Source organism: Bacillus cabrialesii, assembly GCF_004124315.2.
Classification (GTDB): Bacteria; Bacillota; Bacilli; order Bacillales; family Bacillaceae; genus Bacillus; species Bacillus cabrialesii.
In genome coordinates this window covers 3,602,704-3,624,013 of record NZ_CP096889.1, presented here as the reverse complement: position 1 = coordinate 3,624,013, position 21,310 = coordinate 3,602,704, and the positions used below count along the sequence as shown (strand labels likewise).

General features: G+C 40.2%; 17 protein-coding genes. 9 read left to right on the top strand and 8 right to left on the bottom strand.

Annotated features, from left to right (window positions below; translation table 11 throughout):
* Window positions 1-6 precede the first annotated feature (6 nt).
* The 4 genes from pgsC to EFK13_RS18455 all read left to right on the top strand — a co-directional run bounded on the left by pgsC (window position 7) and on the right by EFK13_RS18455 (window position 3,180).
* Window positions 7-456 (top strand): poly-gamma-glutamate biosynthesis protein PgsC, encoded by a 450-nt coding sequence (pgsC, locus tag EFK13_RS18470; protein WP_003227889.1) that lies wholly within the window; start codon window positions 7-9, stop codon window positions 454-456.
* Window positions 457-474: 18 nt separating this feature from the next.
* Window positions 475-1,617, top strand: a complete 1,143-nt coding sequence (gene pgsA, locus EFK13_RS18465; protein WP_129507398.1) for a capsular polyglutamate synthetase PgsA — start codon at window positions 475-477, stop codon at window positions 1,615-1,617.
* 14 nt (window positions 1,618-1,631) lie between these two features.
* Complete coding sequence (edmS, locus tag EFK13_RS18460; protein ID WP_129507399.1) at window positions 1,632-1,799, top strand: extrachromosomal elements maintenance protein EdmS; 168 nt, start codon at window positions 1,632-1,634, stop codon at window positions 1,797-1,799.
* A gap of 139 nt (window positions 1,800-1,938) precedes the next feature.
* Complete coding sequence (locus EFK13_RS18455; RefSeq protein WP_129507416.1) at window positions 1,939-3,180, top strand: C40 family peptidase; 1,242 nt, start codon at window positions 1,939-1,941, stop codon at window positions 3,178-3,180.
* A gap of 236 nt (window positions 3,181-3,416) precedes the next feature.
* Here the strand turns inward: EFK13_RS18455 and ywtE are convergent, their stop codons facing one another.
* A complete protein-coding gene (ywtE, locus tag EFK13_RS18450) occupies window positions 3,417-4,277 on the bottom strand; it encodes a 5-amino-6-(5-phospho-D-ribitylamino)uracil phosphatase YwtE (RefSeq protein WP_129507400.1) in 861 nt (286 codons plus the stop codon).
* 157 nt (window positions 4,278-4,434) lie between these two features.
* Window positions 4,435-5,421, bottom strand: a complete 987-nt coding sequence (locus EFK13_RS18445) for an LCP family protein (RefSeq protein ID WP_129507401.1) — start codon at window positions 5,419-5,421, stop codon at window positions 4,435-4,437.
* Between the two features lie 330 nt (window positions 5,422-5,751).
* On the opposite strand from EFK13_RS18445, the gene EFK13_RS18440 reads away from it, so the two are divergent.
* Window positions 5,752-7,125, top strand: a complete 1,374-nt coding sequence (locus tag EFK13_RS18440) for a sugar porter family MFS transporter (RefSeq protein WP_129507402.1) — start codon at window positions 5,752-5,754, stop codon at window positions 7,123-7,125.
* A gap of 36 nt (window positions 7,126-7,161) precedes the next feature.
* On the opposite strand, the gene gerBC is transcribed toward EFK13_RS18440, so the two are convergent.
* Genes gerBC through gerBA form a run of 3 tightly spaced genes read right to left on the bottom strand, consistent with a single transcriptional unit; the run spans window position 7,162 to window position 10,846 of the window.
* The gene (gene gerBC / locus EFK13_RS18435) at window positions 7,162-8,286 is read right to left on the bottom strand and encodes a spore germination protein GerBC (protein ID WP_129507403.1); all 1,125 of its coding nucleotides are present in this window, start codon (window positions 8,284-8,286) and stop codon (window positions 7,162-7,164) included.
* Window positions 8,283-9,389, bottom strand: a complete 1,107-nt coding sequence (gene gerBB, locus EFK13_RS18430; RefSeq protein WP_129507404.1) for a spore germination protein GerBB — start codon at window positions 9,387-9,389, stop codon at window positions 8,283-8,285. The genes gerBC and gerBB overlap by 4 nt, the downstream gene beginning before the upstream one ends.
* 5 nt (window positions 9,390-9,394) lie before the next feature.
* On the bottom strand, window positions 9,395-10,846 hold the full coding sequence (gene gerBA, locus EFK13_RS18425) for a spore germination protein GerBA (protein WP_129507405.1): 1,452 nt from the start codon (window positions 10,844-10,846) through the stop codon (window positions 9,395-9,397).
* A 265-nt stretch (window positions 10,847-11,111) separates the two neighbouring features.
* Between gerBA and manA the strand changes: the two genes are divergently transcribed.
* Window positions 11,112-12,062 (top strand): mannose-6-phosphate isomerase, class I, encoded by a 951-nt coding sequence (manA, locus tag EFK13_RS18420; RefSeq protein ID WP_129507406.1) that lies wholly within the window; start codon window positions 11,112-11,114, stop codon window positions 12,060-12,062.
* Between the two features lie 130 nt (window positions 12,063-12,192).
* Entirely contained in the window at window positions 12,193-14,835 is a 2,643-nt protein-coding gene (locus EFK13_RS18415; protein ID WP_129507407.1) for an N-acetylglucosaminidase, read from the top strand.
* An 84-nt stretch (window positions 14,836-14,919) separates the two neighbouring features.
* Here the strand turns inward: EFK13_RS18415 and EFK13_RS18410 are convergent, their stop codons facing one another.
* From EFK13_RS18410 to tagA, 3 genes are all read right to left on the bottom strand, one after another.
* The gene (locus EFK13_RS18410; RefSeq protein ID WP_129507408.1) at window positions 14,920-16,242 is read right to left on the bottom strand and encodes a phage baseplate protein; all 1,323 of its coding nucleotides are present in this window, start codon (window positions 16,240-16,242) and stop codon (window positions 14,920-14,922) included.
* 119 nt (window positions 16,243-16,361) lie between these two features.
* The gene (locus EFK13_RS18405; RefSeq protein ID WP_129507409.1) at window positions 16,362-17,507 is read right to left on the bottom strand and encodes a CDP-glycerol glycerophosphotransferase family protein; all 1,146 of its coding nucleotides are present in this window, start codon (window positions 17,505-17,507) and stop codon (window positions 16,362-16,364) included.
* Window positions 17,508-17,539: 32 nt separating this feature from the next.
* Window positions 17,540-18,310: an N-acetylglucosaminyldiphosphoundecaprenol N-acetyl-beta-D- mannosaminyltransferase gene (gene tagA, locus EFK13_RS18400; RefSeq protein ID WP_129507410.1), complete on the bottom strand. Its 771-nt coding sequence runs from the start codon at window positions 18,308-18,310 to the stop codon at window positions 17,540-17,542.
* A 412-nt stretch (window positions 18,311-18,722) separates the two neighbouring features.
* Here tagA and tagD point away from each other — a divergent pair, with 412 nt between their 5' ends.
* Window positions 18,723-19,112 carry a glycerol-3-phosphate cytidylyltransferase gene (gene tagD / locus EFK13_RS18395; protein ID WP_003227921.1) on the top strand — a complete coding sequence of 130 codons (390 nt, stop codon included), beginning with the start codon at window positions 18,723-18,725 and terminating at the stop codon, window positions 19,110-19,112.
* A gap of 159 nt (window positions 19,113-19,271) precedes the next feature.
* On the top strand, window positions 19,272-21,293 hold the full coding sequence (locus tag EFK13_RS18390) for an alpha-glucosyltransferase N-terminal domain-containing protein (protein ID WP_129507411.1): 2,022 nt from the start codon (window positions 19,272-19,274) through the stop codon (window positions 21,291-21,293).
* Window positions 21,294-21,310: the final 17 nt, after the last annotated feature.

The following is a 21,310-nucleotide window of genomic DNA, read 5'->3' as shown; positions in this document are numbered from 1 at the left end:
GCAGACATGTTCGGATCAGATTTATACATCGCACTAATTTTAGGTGTACTACTCAGTTTGATTTTTGCAGAAAAAACAGGGATCGTGCCGGCAGGATTGGTTGTTCCGGGATATTTAGGACTTGTGTTTAATCAGCCGGTCTTTATTTTGCTGGTATTGCTGGTGAGCCTGCTCACTTATGTCATTGTGAAATACGGTTTATCCAAATTTATGATTTTGTACGGACGCAGAAAATTCGCTGCCATGCTGATAACAGGGATCGTCCTGAAAATCGCGTTTGATTTTCTATACCCGATTGTACCATTTGAAATCGCGGAATTTCGAGGAATCGGCATCATCGTGCCAGGTTTAATTGCCAATACCATTCAGAAACAAGGTTTAACGATTACGTTCGGAAGCACGCTGCTATTGAGCGGAGCGACCTTTGCTATCATGTTTGTTTACTACTTAATTTAATGTAAGGTGTGTCAAACGATGAAAAAAGAACTGAGCTTTCATGAAAAGCTGCTGAAGCTGACAAAACAGCAAAAAAAGAAAACCAATAAGCACGTATTTATTGCCATTCCAATCGTTTTTGTCCTCATGTTCGCTTTTATGTGGGCGGGAAAAGCAGAAACGCCAAAAGTCAAAACGTATTCTGACGACGTTCTCTCAGCCTCATTTGTCGGCGATATTATGATGGGCCGCTATGTTGAAAAAGTAACGGATCAAAAAGGGATAGATAGTATTTTTCAATATGTTGAACCGATCTTCAGAGCCTCGGATTATGTAGCAGGAAACTTTGAAAACCCGGTAACCTATAAAAAGAATTATAAACAAGCAGATAAAGAGATTCATCTGCAGACGAATGAGGAATCAGTGAAAGTCTTGAAGGATATGAATTTCACGGTTCTCAACAGCGCAAACAACCACGCAATGGACTACGGCGCTCAGGGCATGAAGGATACACTTGGAGAATTTGCGAAGCAAAACCTTGATATCGTTGGAGCGGGATACAGCTTAAGTGATGCGAAAAAGAATATTTCGTACCAGGAAGTCAATGGGGTAACGATCGCGACGCTTGGCTTTACCGATGTGTCCGGAAAAGGTTTCGCGGCTAAAAAGAATACGCCGGGCGTGCTGCCGGCAGATCCTGAAATCTTCATCCCAATGATTTCAGAAGCGAAAAAACATGCGGACGTCGTCGTTGTGCAGTCACACTGGGGGCAAGAGTATGACAATGATCCAAACGACCGTCAGCGCCAGCTTGCAAGAGCCATGTCTGATGCGGGAGCAGATATTATTGTCGGCCACCATCCGCACGTCTTAGAACCGATTGAAGTATATAACGGAACCGTCATTTTCTACAGCCTCGGCAACTTTGTCTTTGACCAAGGCTGGACAAGAACGAGAGACAGTGCACTTGTTCAGTATCACCTGAAGAAAAACGGAACAGGCCACTTTGAAGTGACGCCGATTGACATCCATGAAGCGACGCCTGCACCGGTGAAAAAAGGAAGTATCAAACAGAAAACGATTATTCGCGAACTGACGAAAGACTCTAATTTCGCATGGAAAGTAGAGGACGGAAAACTGACATTTGATGTTGATCATAGCGACAAACTAAAATCTAAATAATCGGAGGGATATAGATGAAATTTGTGAAAGCCAGCTGGCCATTTGTTGCCGTAGCCATTGTGTTCATGTTTATGTCAGCTTTTAAATTCAACGATCAGCTGACAGATCAGGAAAAGCAGAAGATTGACACGGAAATGCATAAAATCCAACAGCAGGAAGAATCGGCAAACGCCAATAAATAATTCAAAAAAGAGAGTGTCTGATGAGGCATTCTCTTTTTATTTGTCCGCACATTCCTTTTGTAAAAAAATCAAAAAGCCTCTTAATATATTCAAAAAAATACCGATGTTAAAACTGCAAAAAGAGGAGGAGATAATAAAAGTGAACACCCTGGCAAACTGGAAGAAGTTTTTGCTTGTGGCGGTTATCATTAGTTTTTTGGGCTCAATTATCACAAAAGCGGAGGTTGCGGAGGCTGATATGTCATCTGAACTGATCATCAGCGAAGCAAAAAAACTGCTTGGGTATCAGTATAAATACGGCGGTGAAACACCGAAAGAGGGATTCGATCCTTCGGGATTGATTCAATATGTTTTCAGTAAGGCCGATATTCATCTGCCGAGATCTGTGAACGATCAGTATAAAATCGGAACGGCTGTAAAACCGGAAAACCTGAAGCCAGGCGATATTTTATTTTTCAAAAAAGAGGGAAGCACCGGGACTGCTCCTACACACGTCGCTCTTTACATCGGAGACGGCCAAATAATTCACAGTACGTTATCAAAAGGAGTTATCATCACCAATTACAAAAAAAGCAGCTATTGGAGCGGATCTTATATCGGGGCGAGACGAATCGCAGCCGATCCGGCCACGGCTGATGTTCCTGTCGTTCAGGAGGCCGAAAAATATATCGGCATTCCATATGTGTTTGGCGGAAGCACACCGTCAGAAGGCTTTGATTGCTCAGGGCTCGTGCAGTATGTGTTTCAACAGGCACTCGGCATTTATCTGCCGCGATCAGCCGAACAACAGTGGGCAGTGGGCGAGAAGGTGGCGCCTCAAAACATAAAGCCTGGCGATGTCGTCTATTTCAGCAATACGTATAAAAAAGGAATTTCACATGCAGGCATTTATGCTGGCGGAGGCAGATTTATTCAGGCAAGCCGGTCAGAAAAAGTAACCATTTCCTACTTGTCAGAGGATTACTGGAAGTCAAAGATGACAGGCATACGCCGATTTGACAACATGAAAATTCCAAAAGAAAATCCGATTGTATCTGAAGCTACGCTTTATATCGGAGAAGTACCTTATAAAAAAGGCGGAGTGTCTCCGGAGACTGGGTTTGATACAGCAGGTTTTGTCCAGTATGTATACAAGAAAGCAGCGGGTATTTCCCTGCCTCGGTACGCAACAAGCCAGTACAAAGCGGGAACGAAAGTTGAGAAGGCTGACCTGAAACCGGGAGATATTGTGTTCTTCCAATCAACAAGCCTAAATCCGGCCATTTATATCGGAAACGGACAAGTTGTTCATGTCACATTGTCAAACGGCGTGACCATCACCAATATGAACACGAGCACGTATTGGAAGGATAAATACGCAGGAAGTATACGTGTGCAATAAAAGACAAAGACTCCAGAATCTCTGGAGTCTTCAGCGTGTTGACAAACCCTCGCATTCGTTGTCAAGCCTGCGCGTCGGTGCTCACGAATTAGAATATTCGCTCCGCTCCAATGCTCGCCTTTCCTAGACTTCAAAGGTTTTCAATCACGCTGAAAAGATGACAAAATCCTAAAACTAAAGTCGTTTTAGGATTTTGTCAACAATTTAAAGACTCCAGAATCTCTGGAGTCTTTTCTTTATGCATATTGGCCGGAAAGAAGCTGGTCAATAAAGTAGGCCACACCATTTTCGTCATTGCTTTTTGTGACGAAGGTGCTTTTTTCTTTTAATTCATCGATCGCATTTTCCATGGCGATACGATGTCCTGCGACTTCAAACATAGACAAATCGTTCGGACTGTCGCCGATCGCATAAATATCCTGTGTTTCAATTCCGTATATGTCAGCCAGCTTTGTCAGCGCGTGTCCTTTTCCTGAATTGGCCGGCAGGATTTCGATAATATGCTTTCCGGAAGAGGTTTGTGCCAGTTTTTTATGATGCTTCAGCTCTTCCTTCGCTTGTTTCAGCTTGTCCATGTCAAAGGAGAAGCAAAGAAGCTTATAAATGTTTTCGCTGCCGTCAAAAACCGATTCAATATGAGGGATCGGCTTTATGCCAAACTGCTTGAACTGAGTCATGGCTCCTTGCCACAATTCATCCGTCTGTTCATTTGGATTCGCGCTCTTTAGAATATCAAGCTCCGCATGCAGCTTGGCTTCGCCATCAAAAGGAGAAAGCAGATGGTCATCTGTATATACCTCAAAGTAAATGTTTTTTGACAGTAAGTAATCAGCGATTGCTTTACCAGCCTCCTGATCCATTAATGTCCGGCTGATCAAACGGTAACCCGTGTCGTGGATCGTTCCGCCATTTGCCGCAATGATAGGGATGTCCAAGTCATCCAGCAGCGCCTTTACATCAAATGTTGCTCTTCCCGTGCAAATGGTGACGAGGATGCCGGCATCAACGGCCCGTTTGATCGCCGCTCTGTTTTCAGCGGAAATGACGCTTTCTTTATTCAGTAATGTTCCGTCTAAATCAATCGCAATACATTTCATATGTGGGAGGACCTCCTTAAAAATGAAGCTGCTTCGTGTAGTATGTTCAGCTTTCCTTAGAAACATCAACCATATAAAACAAGGCTAAACGTTACTTTGATCATTTTCAACAGTGAAATATGTTAAACGGGATGGCGTAATCGCCATCCCGTTAAAATCAATTGTTTATGTCATTCTTTAGTTCGGTTTTGACTTCTTCTAGTTTTTCACTATCCAGTTTTAAATAATAAAGCTTTTTACGCTCACGAGAGCTGTAGAGATAAATGTCTGATCCAGTAAGCTGTTCATTATCAACTGATGTTAAAGAAGTTATAAAAGGAAATAAACCGATTGCATCATTTAATGATAAATTCATTTTTAAATTTTTACCCAAACTATCAACGATATCATCATATGCTGGTATAGAGCTTAAAGATTTAGATTTTTTTATAATAGCATTTAGGACTTCCATTTGTCTTTGTCCGCGTTGAAAATCTGTATCAGCTTTACGTGTCCTTACATAAGCTAGAGCTTCTTCACCGTTTAGAGTTTGAACGCCAGTTTTTAACACAACTTTTCCTTTAGTATCTTTTTTAATTTGATTAACGATTTTTTCATTTTTTACATTTATACTAACTCCATTTAATTCATCCACCACATCTTTAAAAGCGTCAAAATTACTTTCTATAACATAATCTACTGGGATATCTAGGAGGTTTTCAATTGTTTTTGCCGAGAGTTTTACTCCCCCATATGCATGGGCGTGTGTAAATTTATCATATCCATAGCCAGGAATGTTAACATAAGAATCTCTCGGTATACTTAACATTGTTGCTGTTTTATTTTTTCGATTAAAGGTAACTAAGACATTAGCGTCACTTCGAGCATCGTCAACCGTTTCACCTTTGGAATCTCTTGAATCAATTCCTAAAAGTAATACAGTAAATGAGTCCTTTTTAGGGTCAAATTCCTTGATGCGTTTAACCGATTGACCATTGTCATTTAAATCAATATGTGCTTGTTTTGACGCGTTGTTCAACTTTACATAAGCATAGGCACCTATTGAGCCAGCTACAATAATTAGAGTAGCAAACAAACCGATAGTTAATTTAACCCATTTTTTTAAGCGTCTCTTTTTCTTCTTGCGTTGTAATCGTTCCTCCATATTAATACCTCACGTTTCTTTAATATTTGAAGATTACCATTTATTTTGCCATAGAACAACTCCTCGAAAGACATTTTTCGATAAAAATTCCTATATTTATATGTTTTTGTCTTTGGAAAATTAAAGTGACGATATCTAGAATCACCTTATATTGGACGCCGTAAATAAAAAAATGTTTCGCTCTTATTGAAAAAAATGCAAGTGAATAATTGGAAACGCATGATCAGCAAGAATGAAAAGGTTTAATGGCCGGAAAAACAGGCTAAAAGATTTCTAAAAAAACTCCGCAGCCAGTATGATTACAGCTGAAGGAGAAAGGGAGTCATTTTTATGAAAAAGCAGTCCAATTTATGGCTTTATTTTTTCGGCGCTCTTGGAGGCGCGTTATATGGCTATGATACCGGAGTGATTTCCGGCGCTATTTTATTTATGAAAAAGGACTTAGGCTTGAACGCGTTTACGGAAGGACTTGTTGTCAGCTCCTTATTGGTTGGGGCAATATTAGGCTCAGGAGCCGCTGGCAAACTGACTGACCGTTTCGGAAGAAAAAAAGCGATTATGGCTGCCGCGCTGCTGTTTTGTATAGGCGGGCTTGGTGTGGCATTCGCCCCGAATACGGGAGTCATGGTGCTGTTTCGCATCATTTTGGGACTGGCAGTCGGGACATCAACGACGATTGTGCCGCTCTATTTATCTGAACTGGCGCCAAAACATAAACGCGGGGCGCTGTCATCTTTAAATCAGCTTATGATCACGGTCGGCATCCTTCTTTCTTACATTGTCAATTACATATTTGCCGATGCTGAAGCGTGGCGCTGGATGCTTGGATTGGCAGCAGTACCGTCGCTGCTCTTGCTCATTGGGATTTTGTTTATGCCGGAGAGTCCGCGCTGGCTGTTCACGAACGGCGAAGAGGGCAAAGCGAAGAAGATTCTTGAAAAATTGCGTGGCACAAAAGATATTGATCAGGAAATACATGATATTCAAGAAGCGGAAAAGCAGGATGAAGGCGGCCTGAAGGAGCTTTTCGATCCGTGGGTGCGCCCCGCGCTGATTGCCGGCTTGGGACTGGCGTTTTTGCAGCAATTTATCGGGACGAATACGATCATTTATTATGCGCCAAAGACCTTCACAAACGTCGGATTCGGAAACTCCGCTTCGATTTTAGGAACGGTCGGAATCGGCACAGTCAATGTTCTCATGACATTAATAGCGATTAAAATCATCGACAAGATCGGAAGAAAGCCGCTATTGTTATTCGGGAATGCCGGGATGGTGATCAGCTTGATCGTTCTCGCTCTGGTGAATCTCTTTTTCGATAACACTCCGGCTGCCTCATGGACGACTGTCATTTGCTTAGGCGTGTTTATCGTTGTCTTTGCGGTCAGCTGGGGCCCGGTTGTCTGGGTGATGCTTCCTGAATTGTTCCCGCTCCATGTCAGAGGAATCGGGACTGGGGTATCGACCTTGATGCTGCACGTTGGGACACTGATTGTTTCACTAACCTATCCAATATTAATGGAAGCGATCGGCATCAGTTATTTATTCTTGATTTATGCCGCGATCGGTATCATGGCGTTCCTGTTTGTCCGGTTTAAAGTGACAGAGACGAAGGGAAAAAGCCTTGAAGAAATTGAAAAGGATTTACGGGACAAAAACGGACAGGGAGGATCGGCCGGAAAACAGCAAACTGTCGGAACATAAAAAAGGGTGCGTGATCATGCGCACCCTTTTGATTGCTCACTTTCCTACTGTGCCGAAGTTACTGATTTTGAAGGAAATATCGTATGTAAAATCAGCCTCGGAAAATAATTCATCCCAATGTCCTTTTACTTTATTCCAGTAATCAGGGTATTGAACACGAATGTAGTCCGATAAAAAGACCGGATCGGTTTTATACTGGTGCTGCAGTTTATCCATGACCTTCTTTACATCGCGTTCAAGCTTTTTCTCGAAAATATTCTCCAGCTTGCTCAAATAGCCCTCGCTAAAGGAGTTCTCTTTCGGGTTTTGGTCTTCAGTCAGGATGCCTTTCGTTTTAACAGAAATCTGAAATATTGGCTTTCCGTTTTTAATCACCGCCTTAATTTTCGTTTTCGACTTTTTAATCTCAAACGTAATCGGATGCCCTTTATCTTTCGTCGGCATGACGCCGCCTTGGATCGTCCCCATCACCCATGTCAGTGTCTGGGTTTCATTTGCTGAAAGAAAACCAACGAGTTTATTGCTGCCTCTTTTGACAATGCCTGCTCCGTCATACTTGGCTTTTCCCTTTTGGTTTTTTACGGCTTGGATGAGATAACTGTAGCCGTTCTGGGAGTAGACGGAAGCCCTGCCGATGCGGAGCGGCATCATAATCTTTCCGTTATATCCGCTGTGAGTTGTCAAATCAATCAGTTTTTCAGAGGGCATGGGCTGTTGCTGATCGGGGCTTCCTTTTGTTAAAATATCAGCCGCTTTCCCTCTTGCCACCATCAAATAGCTGCTTCGCCGCAGCTCGTCATCCCGAATAAAATGGTTGAAGACTTGGTCTATGTTTTGATTTCTCATCAGTTTTTCTCCCAAAAGAATCACCTTTAAATGATCGCTATAAATAGGAGGGTCCTTAATGGATACATCACTGACTGCTTCCAGAATGGTTTTACCGTGGGATGTCACATTGACAAATTCGGGTTTGCCGGATGTTTGGCTGTTTTCACTCTGTGGAAGAAGGTTTTGATACGTTAATTTATACTTATGATCATCTGTCTCATCAATCGCCAGACCTCTGGCGAAGGATAGTTTTTCAATATTCCTGACATCCCAGCATCCGCAGAGAACCTGCAGCATGAGAAACATGACTGTGAGCTTTGTTATGGTCTTCATTGCAGCTGATCCCTCCCCAGTTTTTTCAGTATCCAGCTTAAAAACCAGATGAAGAATGGGATTGCAATCACAATTAAAAAAGCATAACCGAGAAGCGTTCCGTAATAAAATACATCATTCAGATCCTTTGGGTACAGCGTTAAGAAAAATGTCACAGCCAGCATGGCAGTCAGCAGCCATGCATTGTTTTTATTTTTCAGCTGAAAGACTTCAGTTAACCCGATATGGGCGCCCTTGAAGGATCCGAGCATACAGGCAAATTGCTGAGCTGTCCAGGTCAGCTGTAAAAAGAGATCAAATCGTTCAATAAAAATACCCGGGACCTCTAATGCGTGAATAAGGGAAATGGTCGGCCACGTCACTGTTTTGGCCTCAGCCACAGTCATACAGCCAATCACAATGAACAACGTAATGCTGTAGAACACTGTGGAGGTCGCAATGCCTAAAGCGACAGCCTTTTTCGCTTGCTTCGGATCTCTCATGAACGGGACGAGATAAAAAATGATTTCAAATCCTGAGAAATATAAAAGTGTTTTTGGGAATAAAGAGAAAAAACTTTGATAGCCTCCTTCAAAAACAGGCCGAATAAAATCAAGCTGAAATAAGCGAAAGCTGAACATCAGAAGTATCATAAAAATAATAAGGGTAATAGGAAAAATATAAGCGTATACCTTTGCAATTGGATAAACGCCTCCGCCCACGTGATAGATGGCAACCGCAAGAAATAGAAACACAACAACCGACATGGGCGTATTTTTCAGCTGAAAGAATCCGACGACCTCCCCCAATATCCGAGCTTGATAGCAAACAATCCCAATGAAATAAAGAGAGATAAACAAATTCAATAGAAGGCCGATGAATTTCCCTGCTATGATGCTGTTGAGCTTAAAAAGCGTTTTTCCGCTGTTTCTTTGAAGAAAAGGCAAAAAAAGCAGAGCGATGATCATAAAAATAACGCCCTGCAACAGGATCATAAGCCAGCCGCTCGGGCTGTCTGTTTCAGCAGCTGAGCGGGGAAGGGTTAAAACACCGGCGCCGATCAGTGTGCTGCTTATCATAATGAGCGTCTGCATAAATGTCAGTTTATGCTCTGATTTCCTCATAGCCATCACCTTTGTCTGATGTTATCTTCGGGATCGTTCCGTGTAGGTCTTCTTTTTAAAAATAGAGTAGGAATACGGATGACGGTGTCCTTCAAATCTTGTCCGGGCTGTGCCATGATCGGAATAATGTAATCCTGCCCGAAGCTTTTCAGGCGCATTAAGTGGCCGATCACAAACAGGAAGACCATAATGACGCCGTACATGCCAAGTACTGCCGCACTTATCATTGCAGCAATGCGTATAACCCGGAGCGGAAAGTTATAGGCGTATGAAGGAACGGTAAAAGATGCCAGGGCAGTGACAGATACGACAATGACCATCAGTGCGCTGACAATTTGCGCCTGAACAGCCGCCTGTCCGATGACAACTCCGCCGATCAGGCCAATCGTCTGTCCGATCGGTTTTGGCAGTCTCAATCCGGCTTCTCTGATCAGCTCTATTGTAAAGATCATAAAAAAGGCTTCTACAAAAGGGGGGAACGGTACGTTAAGCCTGCTGCCTGCAATAGAGATCGCCATTCTTGTCGGCAAGAGCCCGGTGTGAAAAGAAACGAGAGAGACATACAGACCGGGCAGATAAATGGTGATCAGGATGCTGGAATAACGAATCATACGGATAAGTGACATTGCAATCCAGCGCTGGCTGTAATCATCAGGCGAATGGATAAATTCGTCAACCGTTACCGGCACTACTAAAGCAAACGGCGTACCATCTACTAATATGGATACCCGTCCTTCTAATAGAGCACTTTCGACCCGATCTGGCCGTTCTGTGCTTAATATCGTGGGAAAAATCGAAAATGGTTCATCTTCAATCAGCTGTTCAAGTGTCCCTGATTCCGGCAAATCATCTATTTTGACTGATTTCAGCCTTTTAAACACTTCTTTGACGACATAATCTGGGGCGATATCCTGAATATAAGCGACAGCGATTTTCTTTTTCGTCCTTTTTCCGAGTGTCATTTCCTTTATAACGAGATTAGGATCACTCGTCCGTTCACGTAAAAGCGCCGTGTTTGTCCGCAGCTTTTCAATAAATCCTATTTTCGGTCCGCGTTCAACAATTTCGGAAGACGGCTCTTCAAGACTGCGCGTTTCTACTGACTTCGTGTCAAAAGCCAATCCTCCGCAATAGCCATCAGCGAGCAAAACGGCGTGCCCGGTAAAAATGAGCTGCTCTATTTCTTTCATTGTAGAGACAACCCTGTGGTGAAAACCGAAAAAAAAGGCGGATAAGTCTTCAATCGAGCTTTCCTTATGGGCTAACGCTTCTCTTTGTAAAGGAGAAATGACATACTGCGCCAGCATTTTATTTTCTGTCAGACCGTCAATATACAGTAAACACGCCTTTTGTCTGCTGTCTCCGAAAGCAAATGTATAAAACATCATGTCGTCGTTTCGTCCCAATGTTTTTTTCAGTGTGTCTAAATTGTTCTGGAGATCAGAGTCGATTTGCATAGTTTCTCTCCTTTGTAAACAGATTGACGGTTTTTATTAATTTGTATCAAAAAAGGAGAATTATTCTTATCAAGGAAAAGCCTGAAACAAAGCTTCTTTTCGACGTGATATAATATAAAAGGAAGCGTTTTCTTCAAAGGGGTAATCAAAAGATAATGCTTTGTACATACGTTGTCATAGGAAAAAGACAGCTTATACGGGCGTTTGTAAGGGGGACGCACCGGGAAAATAATGATCAGTTATTTACAGGGGAGGGGTACGGATCATGACGCAATCACCGATTTTTCTAACGCCTGTGTTTAAAGAAAAAATCTGGGGCGGAACCGCTTTACGAGATAGATTTGGATACGGTATTCCTTCAGAAACAACAGGGGAATGCTGGGCCATTTCCGCTCATCCAAAAGGACCGAGCACAGTGGCGAATGGCCCGTTTAAAGGAAAGACACTGATCGAGCTTTGGGAAGAGCATCGTGAAGTATTCGGCGGTGTAGAGGGGGATCAATTTCCGCTTCTGACAAAGCTGCTGGACGTGAAGGAAAATATGTCGATTAAAGTTCACCCTGATGATTATTATGCCGGCGAAAATGAAGAGGGAGAACTCGGCAAGACGGAATGCTGGTACATTATCGACTGTAAGGAAAACGCGGAAATCATTTATGGGCATACGGCCCGCTCAAAAACCGAACTTGTCACAATGATCAACAGCGGTGACTGGGAGGGCCTGCTGCGAAAAATAAAGATTAAACCGGGGGATTTCTATTATGTGCCGAGCGGTACGCTGCACGCCTTGTGTAAGGGGGCACTTGTTTTAGAAACACAGCAAAATTCAGATGCCACATACAGGGTGTACGACTATGACCGGATAGATAACGACGGAAGTCCAAGAGAGCTGCATTTTGCCAAAGCGGTCAATGCGGCCACGGTTCCCCATGTGGACGGATATATAGACGAATCGACGGAATCAAGAAAGGGAATCACCATTAAAACGTTTGTCCAAGGCGAATATTTTTCGGTATATAAATGGGACATAAATGGCGAAGCTGAGCTGTCTCAGGATGAATTCTTCCTGCTATGCAGCGTCATAGAAGGGAGCGGATTACTGATGTATGAAGATGAAACATGTCCGCTCAAAAAAGGCGATCACTTTATTTTGCCCGCTCAAATGCCCGATTTTTCGATTAAAGGAGCTTGTACGCTGATCGTGTCTCATATTTGAACTTAATCTCACGTAGAGATTAAGTTTTTTTTTATTAAAAAATGGAAGTGATTCACCTATAAACGAAGCATACGCGTGCCGATAAATAAACTAGTTTTATATACTTATTGATTAAGAAAGAGGAGAAGGAATGAAAAAGAGATTAATCGCACCTATGCTTCTGTCCGCCGCGTCCCTTGCCTTTTTTGCCATAACCGGTTCCGCGCAGGCTGCAGCGTATACGGACTACTCGATATATGAGGTAGAGCCGTCAAAAACGTTCAGCTCAGAAAGCCAAGCCTCGCAGGCTGTCGCCAAACTGGAAAAGGATACCGGATGGGATGCTTCCTACCAAGCTTCAGGAACAACAACGACCTACCAAATTTCCGCTGCTGGCATACAAAGCGAAGCGGAAGCGAAAGCAATCCTGAGTGGACTTACCAAACAGGCAGCGATCACAGGCACGTCAAGTCCTGTCGGCAGCAAACAGCCGTATGTCACCATCACCTCAGGTGCCATTTCCGGAGATAAACAAGCAAACACAATCCTGGCCAAGCTCAAACAGGAGACGGGAGTGGCTGGCGCTATAAAAGCTTCCGGAACAGCTCAGTCCTATGTAAACGTCACGACACCAGAAATCGCTGATGAGACAAGAGTCAAAGCGCTTATCCAGGGCTTGGTTAAGCAAACGGGGATTAAAAGCACATATCAGCCCATCCCACACACGGTGTCTGTCACAACCATTCAGTCAGGCACCATCGTGGGAGACAGCAAAGCTGAGCAGATCAAAAACACATTCCAAAAGGAATCTGGCCTGAAGGCATCATTAAAAGCAACGGTGAAGGGACAAGTCTGGTATACGTTCACAACAGCCGCCATTTCAGGTGAAGCGAATGTCAAAAATCTAGTAAATCAGCTGAAACAGAGCACAGGTATTACAGGAAGCTACAAGTCAATCAATCAAAAAAACACTGCTGAGTCATACAATGTCCAATCAGCTTATTTCAAAGGGCTGAATACAGTGAAGGACGCCATCAGCCAAATCAAGAAAAACACCGGCGTATCCGGCAGTTATCAAAAGGTTGGAAAAAGCACTTCATATACCGTGAATATGAAGGGATTAACGAAACAGCAGCTGCAAAAGGTAGACACTTTCTTTAAAAAGAAAAAGTGGCATTACACGTCATCCACCGTCAAAAAAACGACAACGTCTACAGCCTATCAAATGACGACAGCAAAGATTTTAGGCGAGCAGCAAGCAAACAAAGCCGCAGCCTTCTTTGCCCAGAAAAAAGTAAAGGCAACGAAAACAGCAGCTGGAACAACAGCAGAAAACCAATACCAGCTCATCTCAGAAGAAACGTCAGATCAAGCAAAAGTCACAAAGGGCTTGAATGTATTAAAGAAAAATCAGCTAAGTGCATCTGCAAAATCAGTCAAAAAACAAATAGCTAACACGTTTAAAATAACTACTGAATCTCTGCTTGATACAGCTAAAGTCAATCAGGCACTCACGTTTTTTCAATCGAATCACATATCAGCAGCAAGCCAGAAAACCGGTCAGGCCGCAGCAAGCAGCTATAAAATCGTGACTGAGGCCATCATCAGCCAAGAAGACATTGACCGCGTATTAGCATTTTTCAAACAAAACAATGCCGCAGGCACAACAGCAAAAACAAGCCAGACGGCATATACGCAATACAAAATCGTGACAGCCCAGCTAAGCAGCAAAACCGCATTGAACAATGGGTTAACCTATCTAAAAGCGCAAAGTTTAAGCCCCAGCTATACAACGAAAAGCAATACACTTTATAAAATCAGCTTAAACGAACAGTTCACGGGCAATGTCGCAGCTTCTGCGGCATCAGCGAAGCTAAAACAATTATACGGATGGACATCATCCATTGTGAAAATCAAAAACGGACCGCAAATCATGAAAACAAATTACAATCTCTCGCTTCGTGATATGGTCCAAAAACAAATGACAGTCAGCCCGCAAACAGACGGGGCGGCTTACGTATCGCTTACTTATATTAATACAGCGACGTCTACGGTTACGGCTGATGTTTTAAATATCCGGTCAACGCCGGCAGTCAGCCCGACAAACGTGATCGGCCAATTTAAAAAAGGCGATAAGGTAAAAATCATCGGCCAGACAAACGGCTGGGCCAAAATTAATTTAGGCTGGCGAAACGCAAGCAGTGATGAAGTGGTTCAATATGTAGATCCGAATAACTTTTCCAGAGACAGCAAATACTACTTCCAATTTCTCAAACTGTCACAGACAGCCGGCCTCAGTGTCACTGAAGTCAATAAGAAAGTGCTTGCCAGCAAAGGCATCCTGACAGGAAAAGCAAAGGCATTTATCGATGCCGCCAATAAATACGGCATCAACGAGCTGTATTTAATCTCACACGCTCTCCTTGAAACAGGCAACGGAACATCCGATTTGGCCAATGGCTTAACCTATAACGGAAAAACCGTCTATAACATGTACGGAATTGGCGCCTACGACAGCAACCCGAATTACTACGGCGCTAAATACGCGTACGAGCAAGGCTGGTTCACACCAGAAGCGGCCATTATCGGCGGAGCCAAATTCATAGGTTCATCGTATATTCACAACACAGCCTACAATCAGGACACACTGTACAAAATGAGATGGTCAGCCGCAGCGACGCACCAATACGCAACAGACATCGGCTGGGCGTACAAACAAGTAAACCGCATGTACAGCCTGTATTCTTTGCTGGATGGTTATACGCTGTACTTTGATGTTCCGGAATATCAATAAAAACTTAGATACTGTTATATTCATAAAATTTATATATAAAGGAAAAAGTCTGGAGCTATGTAATAGCTCCAGACTTTTTGTAGATCAGATTTCAATTTTGTCCGCGACAATCATAAAAATACTCATTCTTGAAGCATTTGAGATGGCTGCATCATCAGGTCTTATTTTTGTACTCCCTTTAATAAAGCCTATTTCAAGTACATTTGATTTTTCTCCGCCGGCAAAATACCAGGATCCCATACGGATATCCTTTTGCTTTAAGCGGAAATCTCCTTCAATCGATTGATGCAGTAAACTAATATAGCGTTCATTTAATGTAACTTGCAAGTTTCCATCTGCATTGATAGTAATATTTCGGACTAAATTTGATGTGTAAGATGGTAAATAACCTGAAGTCGGAACCATCCATTTTTTGTTTTGAGCATTATACTCTAAAATGAAGGTTTGAATAAATGGCTGAAATCTTTCTGGAGGTGTATCTTGGTGCCCCACTGTTTTTAATAAAGGAGATCGAAGCATTGGTACATGATTCATAAAGTTTTCATAGGAATGGTATGCATAAATTCTGCTTATACGATTCCCTTCTTTTCCGCTTGTAATTCCCACCATTAATGATTTTGCCCCTGTTTCAGGATTAGTGTACATACAGATCCCTTCTGGTTCACGGAAGTTATTCTCGTATCTAGTAGACAAGTCTTTGCCTACATTAATTTCTTTTTGCAGCACTATTTTATTAGCAGAATCGAATACAGTAATGAGATTCGGATAGCTTTTGCTGTTTGTATCTCCTGTATACCAATATAAATAACCGTCATCTAAAAAGAACCCTTGTAAATAGTGTAGTTCGTCAGGAATATTAATAGTATAAAGAGGAGTGTTTTTATTTGCTATTGCATCGTCCAGATCAAAGACTTTAACCCACTGTTTATTATTATCTGTATCGTACTGTCTAAGTGCCAATTGTCTATTCTTCATATCAAGAGCAGGTGTAATCCTATGGTTTAAAGGGAGATTTGAGAATCTTTGAAGTTCTTTAGAATTTTCATCTAAAGTTGCACCTGCTTTATATGGGAAACAAACTAAATCGCTTTTATCTGTTTCATTTGGTCTATCGTATAGTGACCAAATATAAATGGTGCCATTACGGTTTTCAATGCCTATATTTGTTCCATGGCCTCCATGTTTCAGCAGCATGCTGTCTAATTGTAGCCCTTCAAAAGATAGACGTGTGATGCGATAGCTTTGAGTGTTGTCTTTTCCCATTCCAGTTGCCACTTGGGTTGTATAAATTTGATGGTTTTTCTCATCGAAATTGAATGATTGGAGTACGGTTTTGTCCGCTACACGAAGTTCAGTAAATAATTTTGGAGTGATGCTAGTGAAATCAAATAGTTCTTTTTTGCTCATAATTTTACCACCTCTAGTATTATTTGCTGCTATAAGCAACTAAATCCATTAAAACAAACATATGTTCGGTAGTCAAGAGAAAAAAGAACACTTGTTCCTTTTTGAACAAGTGTTAACAATTAGCTTATTAAATTTTCGACGAAATTCAATAAATTCCCACTTGAATTTCCTTTAGAATACTTATTCCATTTATCAGAAAAAACTTTTATTTTGGAATGATTAAATGGGGTTTGTACTTCATTTATTAATGATTTACTCTCATAACAGGCTCTTCCAGGTATTATAGAGAGATAGTTATCAACCAATCCCCGTTTCTCTTGATAGAGCTGTAAATCATAAGTGTAGAAAAGAATGGGTTTATTTAAAATCGAAAATTCAAAGGGAACAGAAGAATAGTCAGTGACTAATATGTCTGCAGCCATAAGTAAGTCATATAAGGCATAGTTAGAAACATCTTTGATATAATCACTAGAATATTTATTATTTATATTGTTTTGAATTGCGGGATGCAGTTTAACAAGTAAAACATATTCTCCTTTTAACTGATGAATTAATTGTTTTTCCGTAAAAGGCAATTGAATTGAGTGCATATCATAATCTCTAAACGTCGGTGCATAGAGGATTATTTTTTTGTTTTCAAATTTTAAAGTATCTGAATTTCTCTTTTTACTTTTCTGGTAATAAGGGTCTGTTAAAGGTACACCTATTTTTAATAATTGATGATCCTTTATTCCGAATGATTTCTTGAAGATATCTGCCATTTCATCAGAGCCAACAGTTAAATAATCAAACGAGCTGTATACTCTTTTGAACCTTTTAATATCAGTTTTTGTCCGTTGTACATTTGTAATGTCTTCCAAACCAAATTTTTTAAGTGAGCCATTTGCATGCCATATTTGGATACACTTGGTTTGCTTCCGATTATTTAATACACTTGTTAACAGAAAGTAATTATCCGTTATGACAACTTTGCTGTTAAACATAAGGTATACAGCTTTAATGAGGTGAATAGGGTTCTTTTCCTTTAAAAAATATGCATCTAAATTGGCGAATCTCTGAGCAATAGAGGATGCATGCTGAGTATACAGGATGTTAAGGTTATATGAGTATTGACCTTGTTCATATTCCTCCAAAATCGCTTTTGCATTTGCTTCAAATGAGATAAGGAGGGTCACATTGTTTTCAGGTTTCACCCATTGCAGAAAAAAGGCGATTGCCGATAAAAAATACAAATAGCAATTCGCCAGTAGTGATCTTATTTTCATTTTTATCAATCCACTTATATAAAAATTTCGTTTTATATCTGTTTTGTGTGATCTTTTTCAGGCTTTGGATAAAAAGTTTTTTTGTTTTTTTCTTCTTTTATGACTGCTAAAGCATATTTTGGGATGCTAAGCATTCTCTTCCATCGCCATGGATTCAAGATTAAACGGTAGAACCATTCTAAATTTAAACGTATCATCCAAGAAGGAGCCCGTTTGACATTTCCGCTAAATACATCAAAGCTTCCGCCGAGACCTATAGATACAGCTTTAGGGAACAAGTGTCTGTAGTTATGAATAAATTTCTCTTGATGAGGATACCCTAACGCTACGAATACCATATCTGGATTTGTTTTTGCAATTTGTTTTGCCACTATGGTGCGGTCTTGGACATAACCGTCTGAATAACCTGCAATTTGAATGTTTGGGTATTCAGAAGAAATTTTGGATACAACACCTTTTATAACATCTTTCTTCGCACCGTACAAAAATATACGTTTTTTCTTTTTGTCAGCTAAACCGAGAAGTTCTTTGAAAACATCGTAACCTGCGATTCGGGACTGAAGCCTGTTGTTAGTCAAACGGGACATCATGACTACACCGATGCCATCAGGCAAAATGAAATTAGAAGAAGATAGTATATCAAAGTAGTCCCGATCTCTAATAGCTGCAAATGCAATTTCAGGATTGACAGTGGAAATGACAGCACCGATTTTCTGATCAATATAATGTTTCTCCAGGTAATTGATGAATGATGTTAAGTTGCTGTTAACATAAGGAATATGATGAATAGTCTCTGTTTGCATGTCTGGCTCCTCCTTCCCTATAAGATTCTATTTTATTTAGTGAAAAACCAAGAGTTTAAAAGCATATTCAGCCTACCTTATATTTTAACATAAATGGTCAACAAAGACTTAACATTATCTTTACATTAAATTTAAATATGTTTCCAATTTTACAATTGAATGAACGAATGAATAACAATCCTTGGTGCTAAGGGAGTTTGAGTGTCGTTACATATTTTGGCATGTTTTTCTCGGCGTGAGCACTTAACCTTTTTTAGGCGGTATGCTATAATTAGTGATCAGTGAAGACATACGTGAAATATGTCGATATAAGGAATACACTTCTAAGAATTACAGGGTTTTTTAAATTCAATCGCTAACGACAGTAGTGTTTTATAATAGTGTTTAACATTAGGAAGGAGCGTTTCATTAAATGAAGAAAGTCATCACATATGGAACTTTTGATTTATTGCATTGGGGTCACATTAAATTGCTTGAGCGTGCAAAGCAGCTTGGTGATTATTTAGTTGTAGCAATCTCAACGGATGAATTCAATTTACAAAAGCAAAAAAAGGCTTATCATAGCTATGAGCACCGCAAATTAATTTTAGAAACTATTCGATATGTGGATGAAGTAATTCCTGAAAAAAACTGGGAGCAAAAAAAGCAAGACATTATTGATCATAATATTGATGTTTTTGTTATGGGGGATGACTGGGAAGGCAAATTTGACTTTCTCAAAGATCAGTGTGAGGTTGTATACCTTCCGAGAACTGAAGGCATCTCTACAACAAAGATTAAAGAGGAAATTGCTGGTTTATAATTTAGGATCCTGATATCATTGGTTTAATATCTAATTAAAGTACTTCTTATTGAAATAAGAAGTACTTTTTGATGCTTACATTGGTTTTTGTGGCTAATGCACCGGGTAGATATAAATTTCAATGATCATATATTCTAGATGCCGAAAGGGAGTAAGAAATTGTCTTTACATGCGGTGAGTGAATCTAATATAAAACAAATTCCTGACATGAATTATTATTTTATCTCTGGTGGTCTGCCAAGTAATTATGGCGGTTTAACGAAATCATTATTATTGCGTTCTAAATTATTTGGAGAAGAGTGTAATCAGAATACATTTTTCTTGACGTTTCGTTTTGATCTAGAGTTGTCTTTAAAGATTGACGAATTGTACAGCAACGGAAAGATTGATAAAAAACTCACGAGTGTTATTAATCTATTCGATGATTTTTTAAGTGAAAGAACAAATGGGAAGAGATTATACGACGAAAGGATAGGCCTTGATCAGGTAAAAAAGCAAGCTGGTATGGGGAAGTTTGCAAAAACTGTGTCAAGATTGTTTGGTAAGAAGAATAATGAAATTTCTGTAGTTTACTATGGAGATAACGAGACTATCCGTTATGTCGACTATTGGAACGATGAAAACCAACTTATAAAGAGAGAGGAATATACGAAGAACGGAAATTTAGTTCTTGTTACTCATTATGATGTGCAGTTAAACAAGATGTATCTGCAGGAATATATTAATGACAAAAATCAAGTATATTTAGACAAACTCTATGTATGGAACAATGAAGAAAAGGATGTTCAATTATCTCATATTATTTGGTACTCCCTTGAGGGTGAGATTAAAGTAAAAGATGAATCAGAACTGCGTCAATATTGGATAGAACATCTGCAAAACGAAAATGATAAACCTAAGTTGTTTTTAGTGGACAGCAGACCGCAAGACAAACATGTTTTTAAAGTGAAAAAATCTCCTTCTTCGTATTATGGAGCAATCATCCATAACAAACATTACGGTAACAATAAATATCAAATTAAGGGCCGCTATAAAGAAGTATTTAGTCAGATGTATAATTTGGATGCTGTCTTTTTTATAACTGAGGAACAGCTAGAAGATTTTAAATTAATCTCAGGGGAACAAGAGACGTTTTTCTTTACTCCGCATACAATTGATAAGCCGCTTAATCCTGATGTATTGAATGTACCGAGTGAAAAATACAAAGCTGTAATTATTTCAAGACTTGCATCTATGAAGAATCTGATACATGCAGTAAAAGCTTTTGGCCTAGTCGTAAAAGAAATTCCTGAAGCAAAACTTGATATATTTGGATCGGGCGAAGATTTTGAAAAAATAAAAAAAGAGATTGAAGATAATAAACTGCAGAGTAATGTCTTTTTGAAAGGATATACAGAGAACCCTGACTCAGAATTTCAAAAAGCTTGGCTAACCATTTCAACCTCTCATTTTGAAGGGTTCGGTCTCTCAAATATGGAGGCGCTGAGTAATGGTTGCCCAGTTGTAACGTATGATTATGATTATGGAGCAAGTAGTTTAGTTACTGATGGAGTTAATGGATATGTCATTGAACAGTATAATATAGAGAAATTGGGTCAAGCTATTATCTCTTTAATGAAAGATGAAAGTACTCATCAGAAATTTTCAGAACAAGCCTTTAAAATGGCCGAAAAATATTCAAGACCCAACTATATTGAAAATTGGGCTTTTGCCCTTAATCAGATGATTGAGGTGCGTGTGAAAAGAGAGAAGCTCTCTAAAACGATTGGAAAAAAAGAACCATCTATTAGTTCTTATACCGAGGATTCAGATAAAAGCAAAATAGAAATCAACATTGAAAATTTTGATTATGATGATTCTATTACAATAAGGTTAGTGGGCTTGGACAGAAAAAATAAGGCTGAAATTATTTCAACAAACTTACAAAATGATCAGCTCTTTATAATTGACCTGAAAAAAGATGTAAATATTGAGAAGATAGCAGCCAATAAAACTCAAGTGATTGATTTTTATATTCTTTTCAATGCAAATGGTAATATTAAAACAATGCGCAGACTTTCGAGTGAAGGAACAAAGTTGCCAGAAAACAATATAGTTACTGATAATGGCTATAGAGTAGAGCCATATACAACAGTTAAAGGGAATTTCTCTTGGAGGACCACGGAAATAAAAGAAAGATAATTTATTTTGCTGGGTAA

What these genes read in the sequence shown, in the direction of transcription:
- EFK13_RS18415 (WP_129507407.1), top strand. Translation starts at nt 12,193, where the DNA reads ATGAAAAAGAGATTAATCGCACCTATGCTTCTGTCCGCCGCGTCCCTT.
- gerBB (WP_129507404.1), bottom strand. Translation starts at nt 9,389, where the DNA reads ATGAGGAAATCAGAGCATAAACTGACATTTATGCAGACGCTCATTATG.
- EFK13_RS18440 (WP_129507402.1), top strand. Translation starts at nt 5,752, where the DNA reads ATGAAAAAGCAGTCCAATTTATGGCTTTATTTTTTCGGCGCTCTTGGA.
- manA (WP_129507406.1), top strand. Translation starts at nt 11,112, where the DNA reads ATGACGCAATCACCGATTTTTCTAACGCCTGTGTTTAAAGAAAAAATC.
- pgsC (WP_003227889.1), top strand. Translation starts at nt 7, where the DNA reads ATGTTCGGATCAGATTTATACATCGCACTAATTTTAGGTGTACTACTC.
- edmS (WP_129507399.1), top strand. Translation starts at nt 1,632, where the DNA reads ATGAAATTTGTGAAAGCCAGCTGGCCATTTGTTGCCGTAGCCATTGTG.
- pgsA (WP_129507398.1), top strand. Translation starts at nt 475, where the DNA reads ATGAAAAAAGAACTGAGCTTTCATGAAAAGCTGCTGAAGCTGACAAAA.
- gerBC (WP_129507403.1), bottom strand. Translation starts at nt 8,286, where the DNA reads ATGAAGACCATAACAAAGCTCACAGTCATGTTTCTCATGCTGCAGGTT.
- tagA (WP_129507410.1), bottom strand. Translation starts at nt 18,310, where the DNA reads ATGCAAACAGAGACTATTCATCATATTCCTTATGTTAACAGCAACTTA.
- gerBA (WP_129507405.1), bottom strand. Translation starts at nt 10,846, where the DNA reads ATGCAAATCGACTCTGATCTCCAGAACAATTTAGACACACTGAAAAAA.
- EFK13_RS18405 (WP_129507409.1), bottom strand. Translation starts at nt 17,507, where the DNA reads ATGAAAATAAGATCACTACTGGCGAATTGCTATTTGTATTTTTTATCG.
- ywtE (WP_129507400.1), bottom strand. Translation starts at nt 4,277, where the DNA reads ATGAAATGTATTGCGATTGATTTAGACGGAACATTACTGAATAAAGAA.
- EFK13_RS18445 (WP_129507401.1), bottom strand. Translation starts at nt 5,421, where the DNA reads ATGGAGGAACGATTACAACGCAAGAAGAAAAAGAGACGCTTAAAAAAA.
- EFK13_RS18410 (WP_129507408.1), bottom strand. Translation starts at nt 16,242, where the DNA reads ATGAGCAAAAAAGAACTATTTGATTTCACTAGCATCACTCCAAAATTA.
- tagD (WP_003227921.1), top strand. Translation starts at nt 18,723, where the DNA reads ATGAAGAAAGTCATCACATATGGAACTTTTGATTTATTGCATTGGGGT.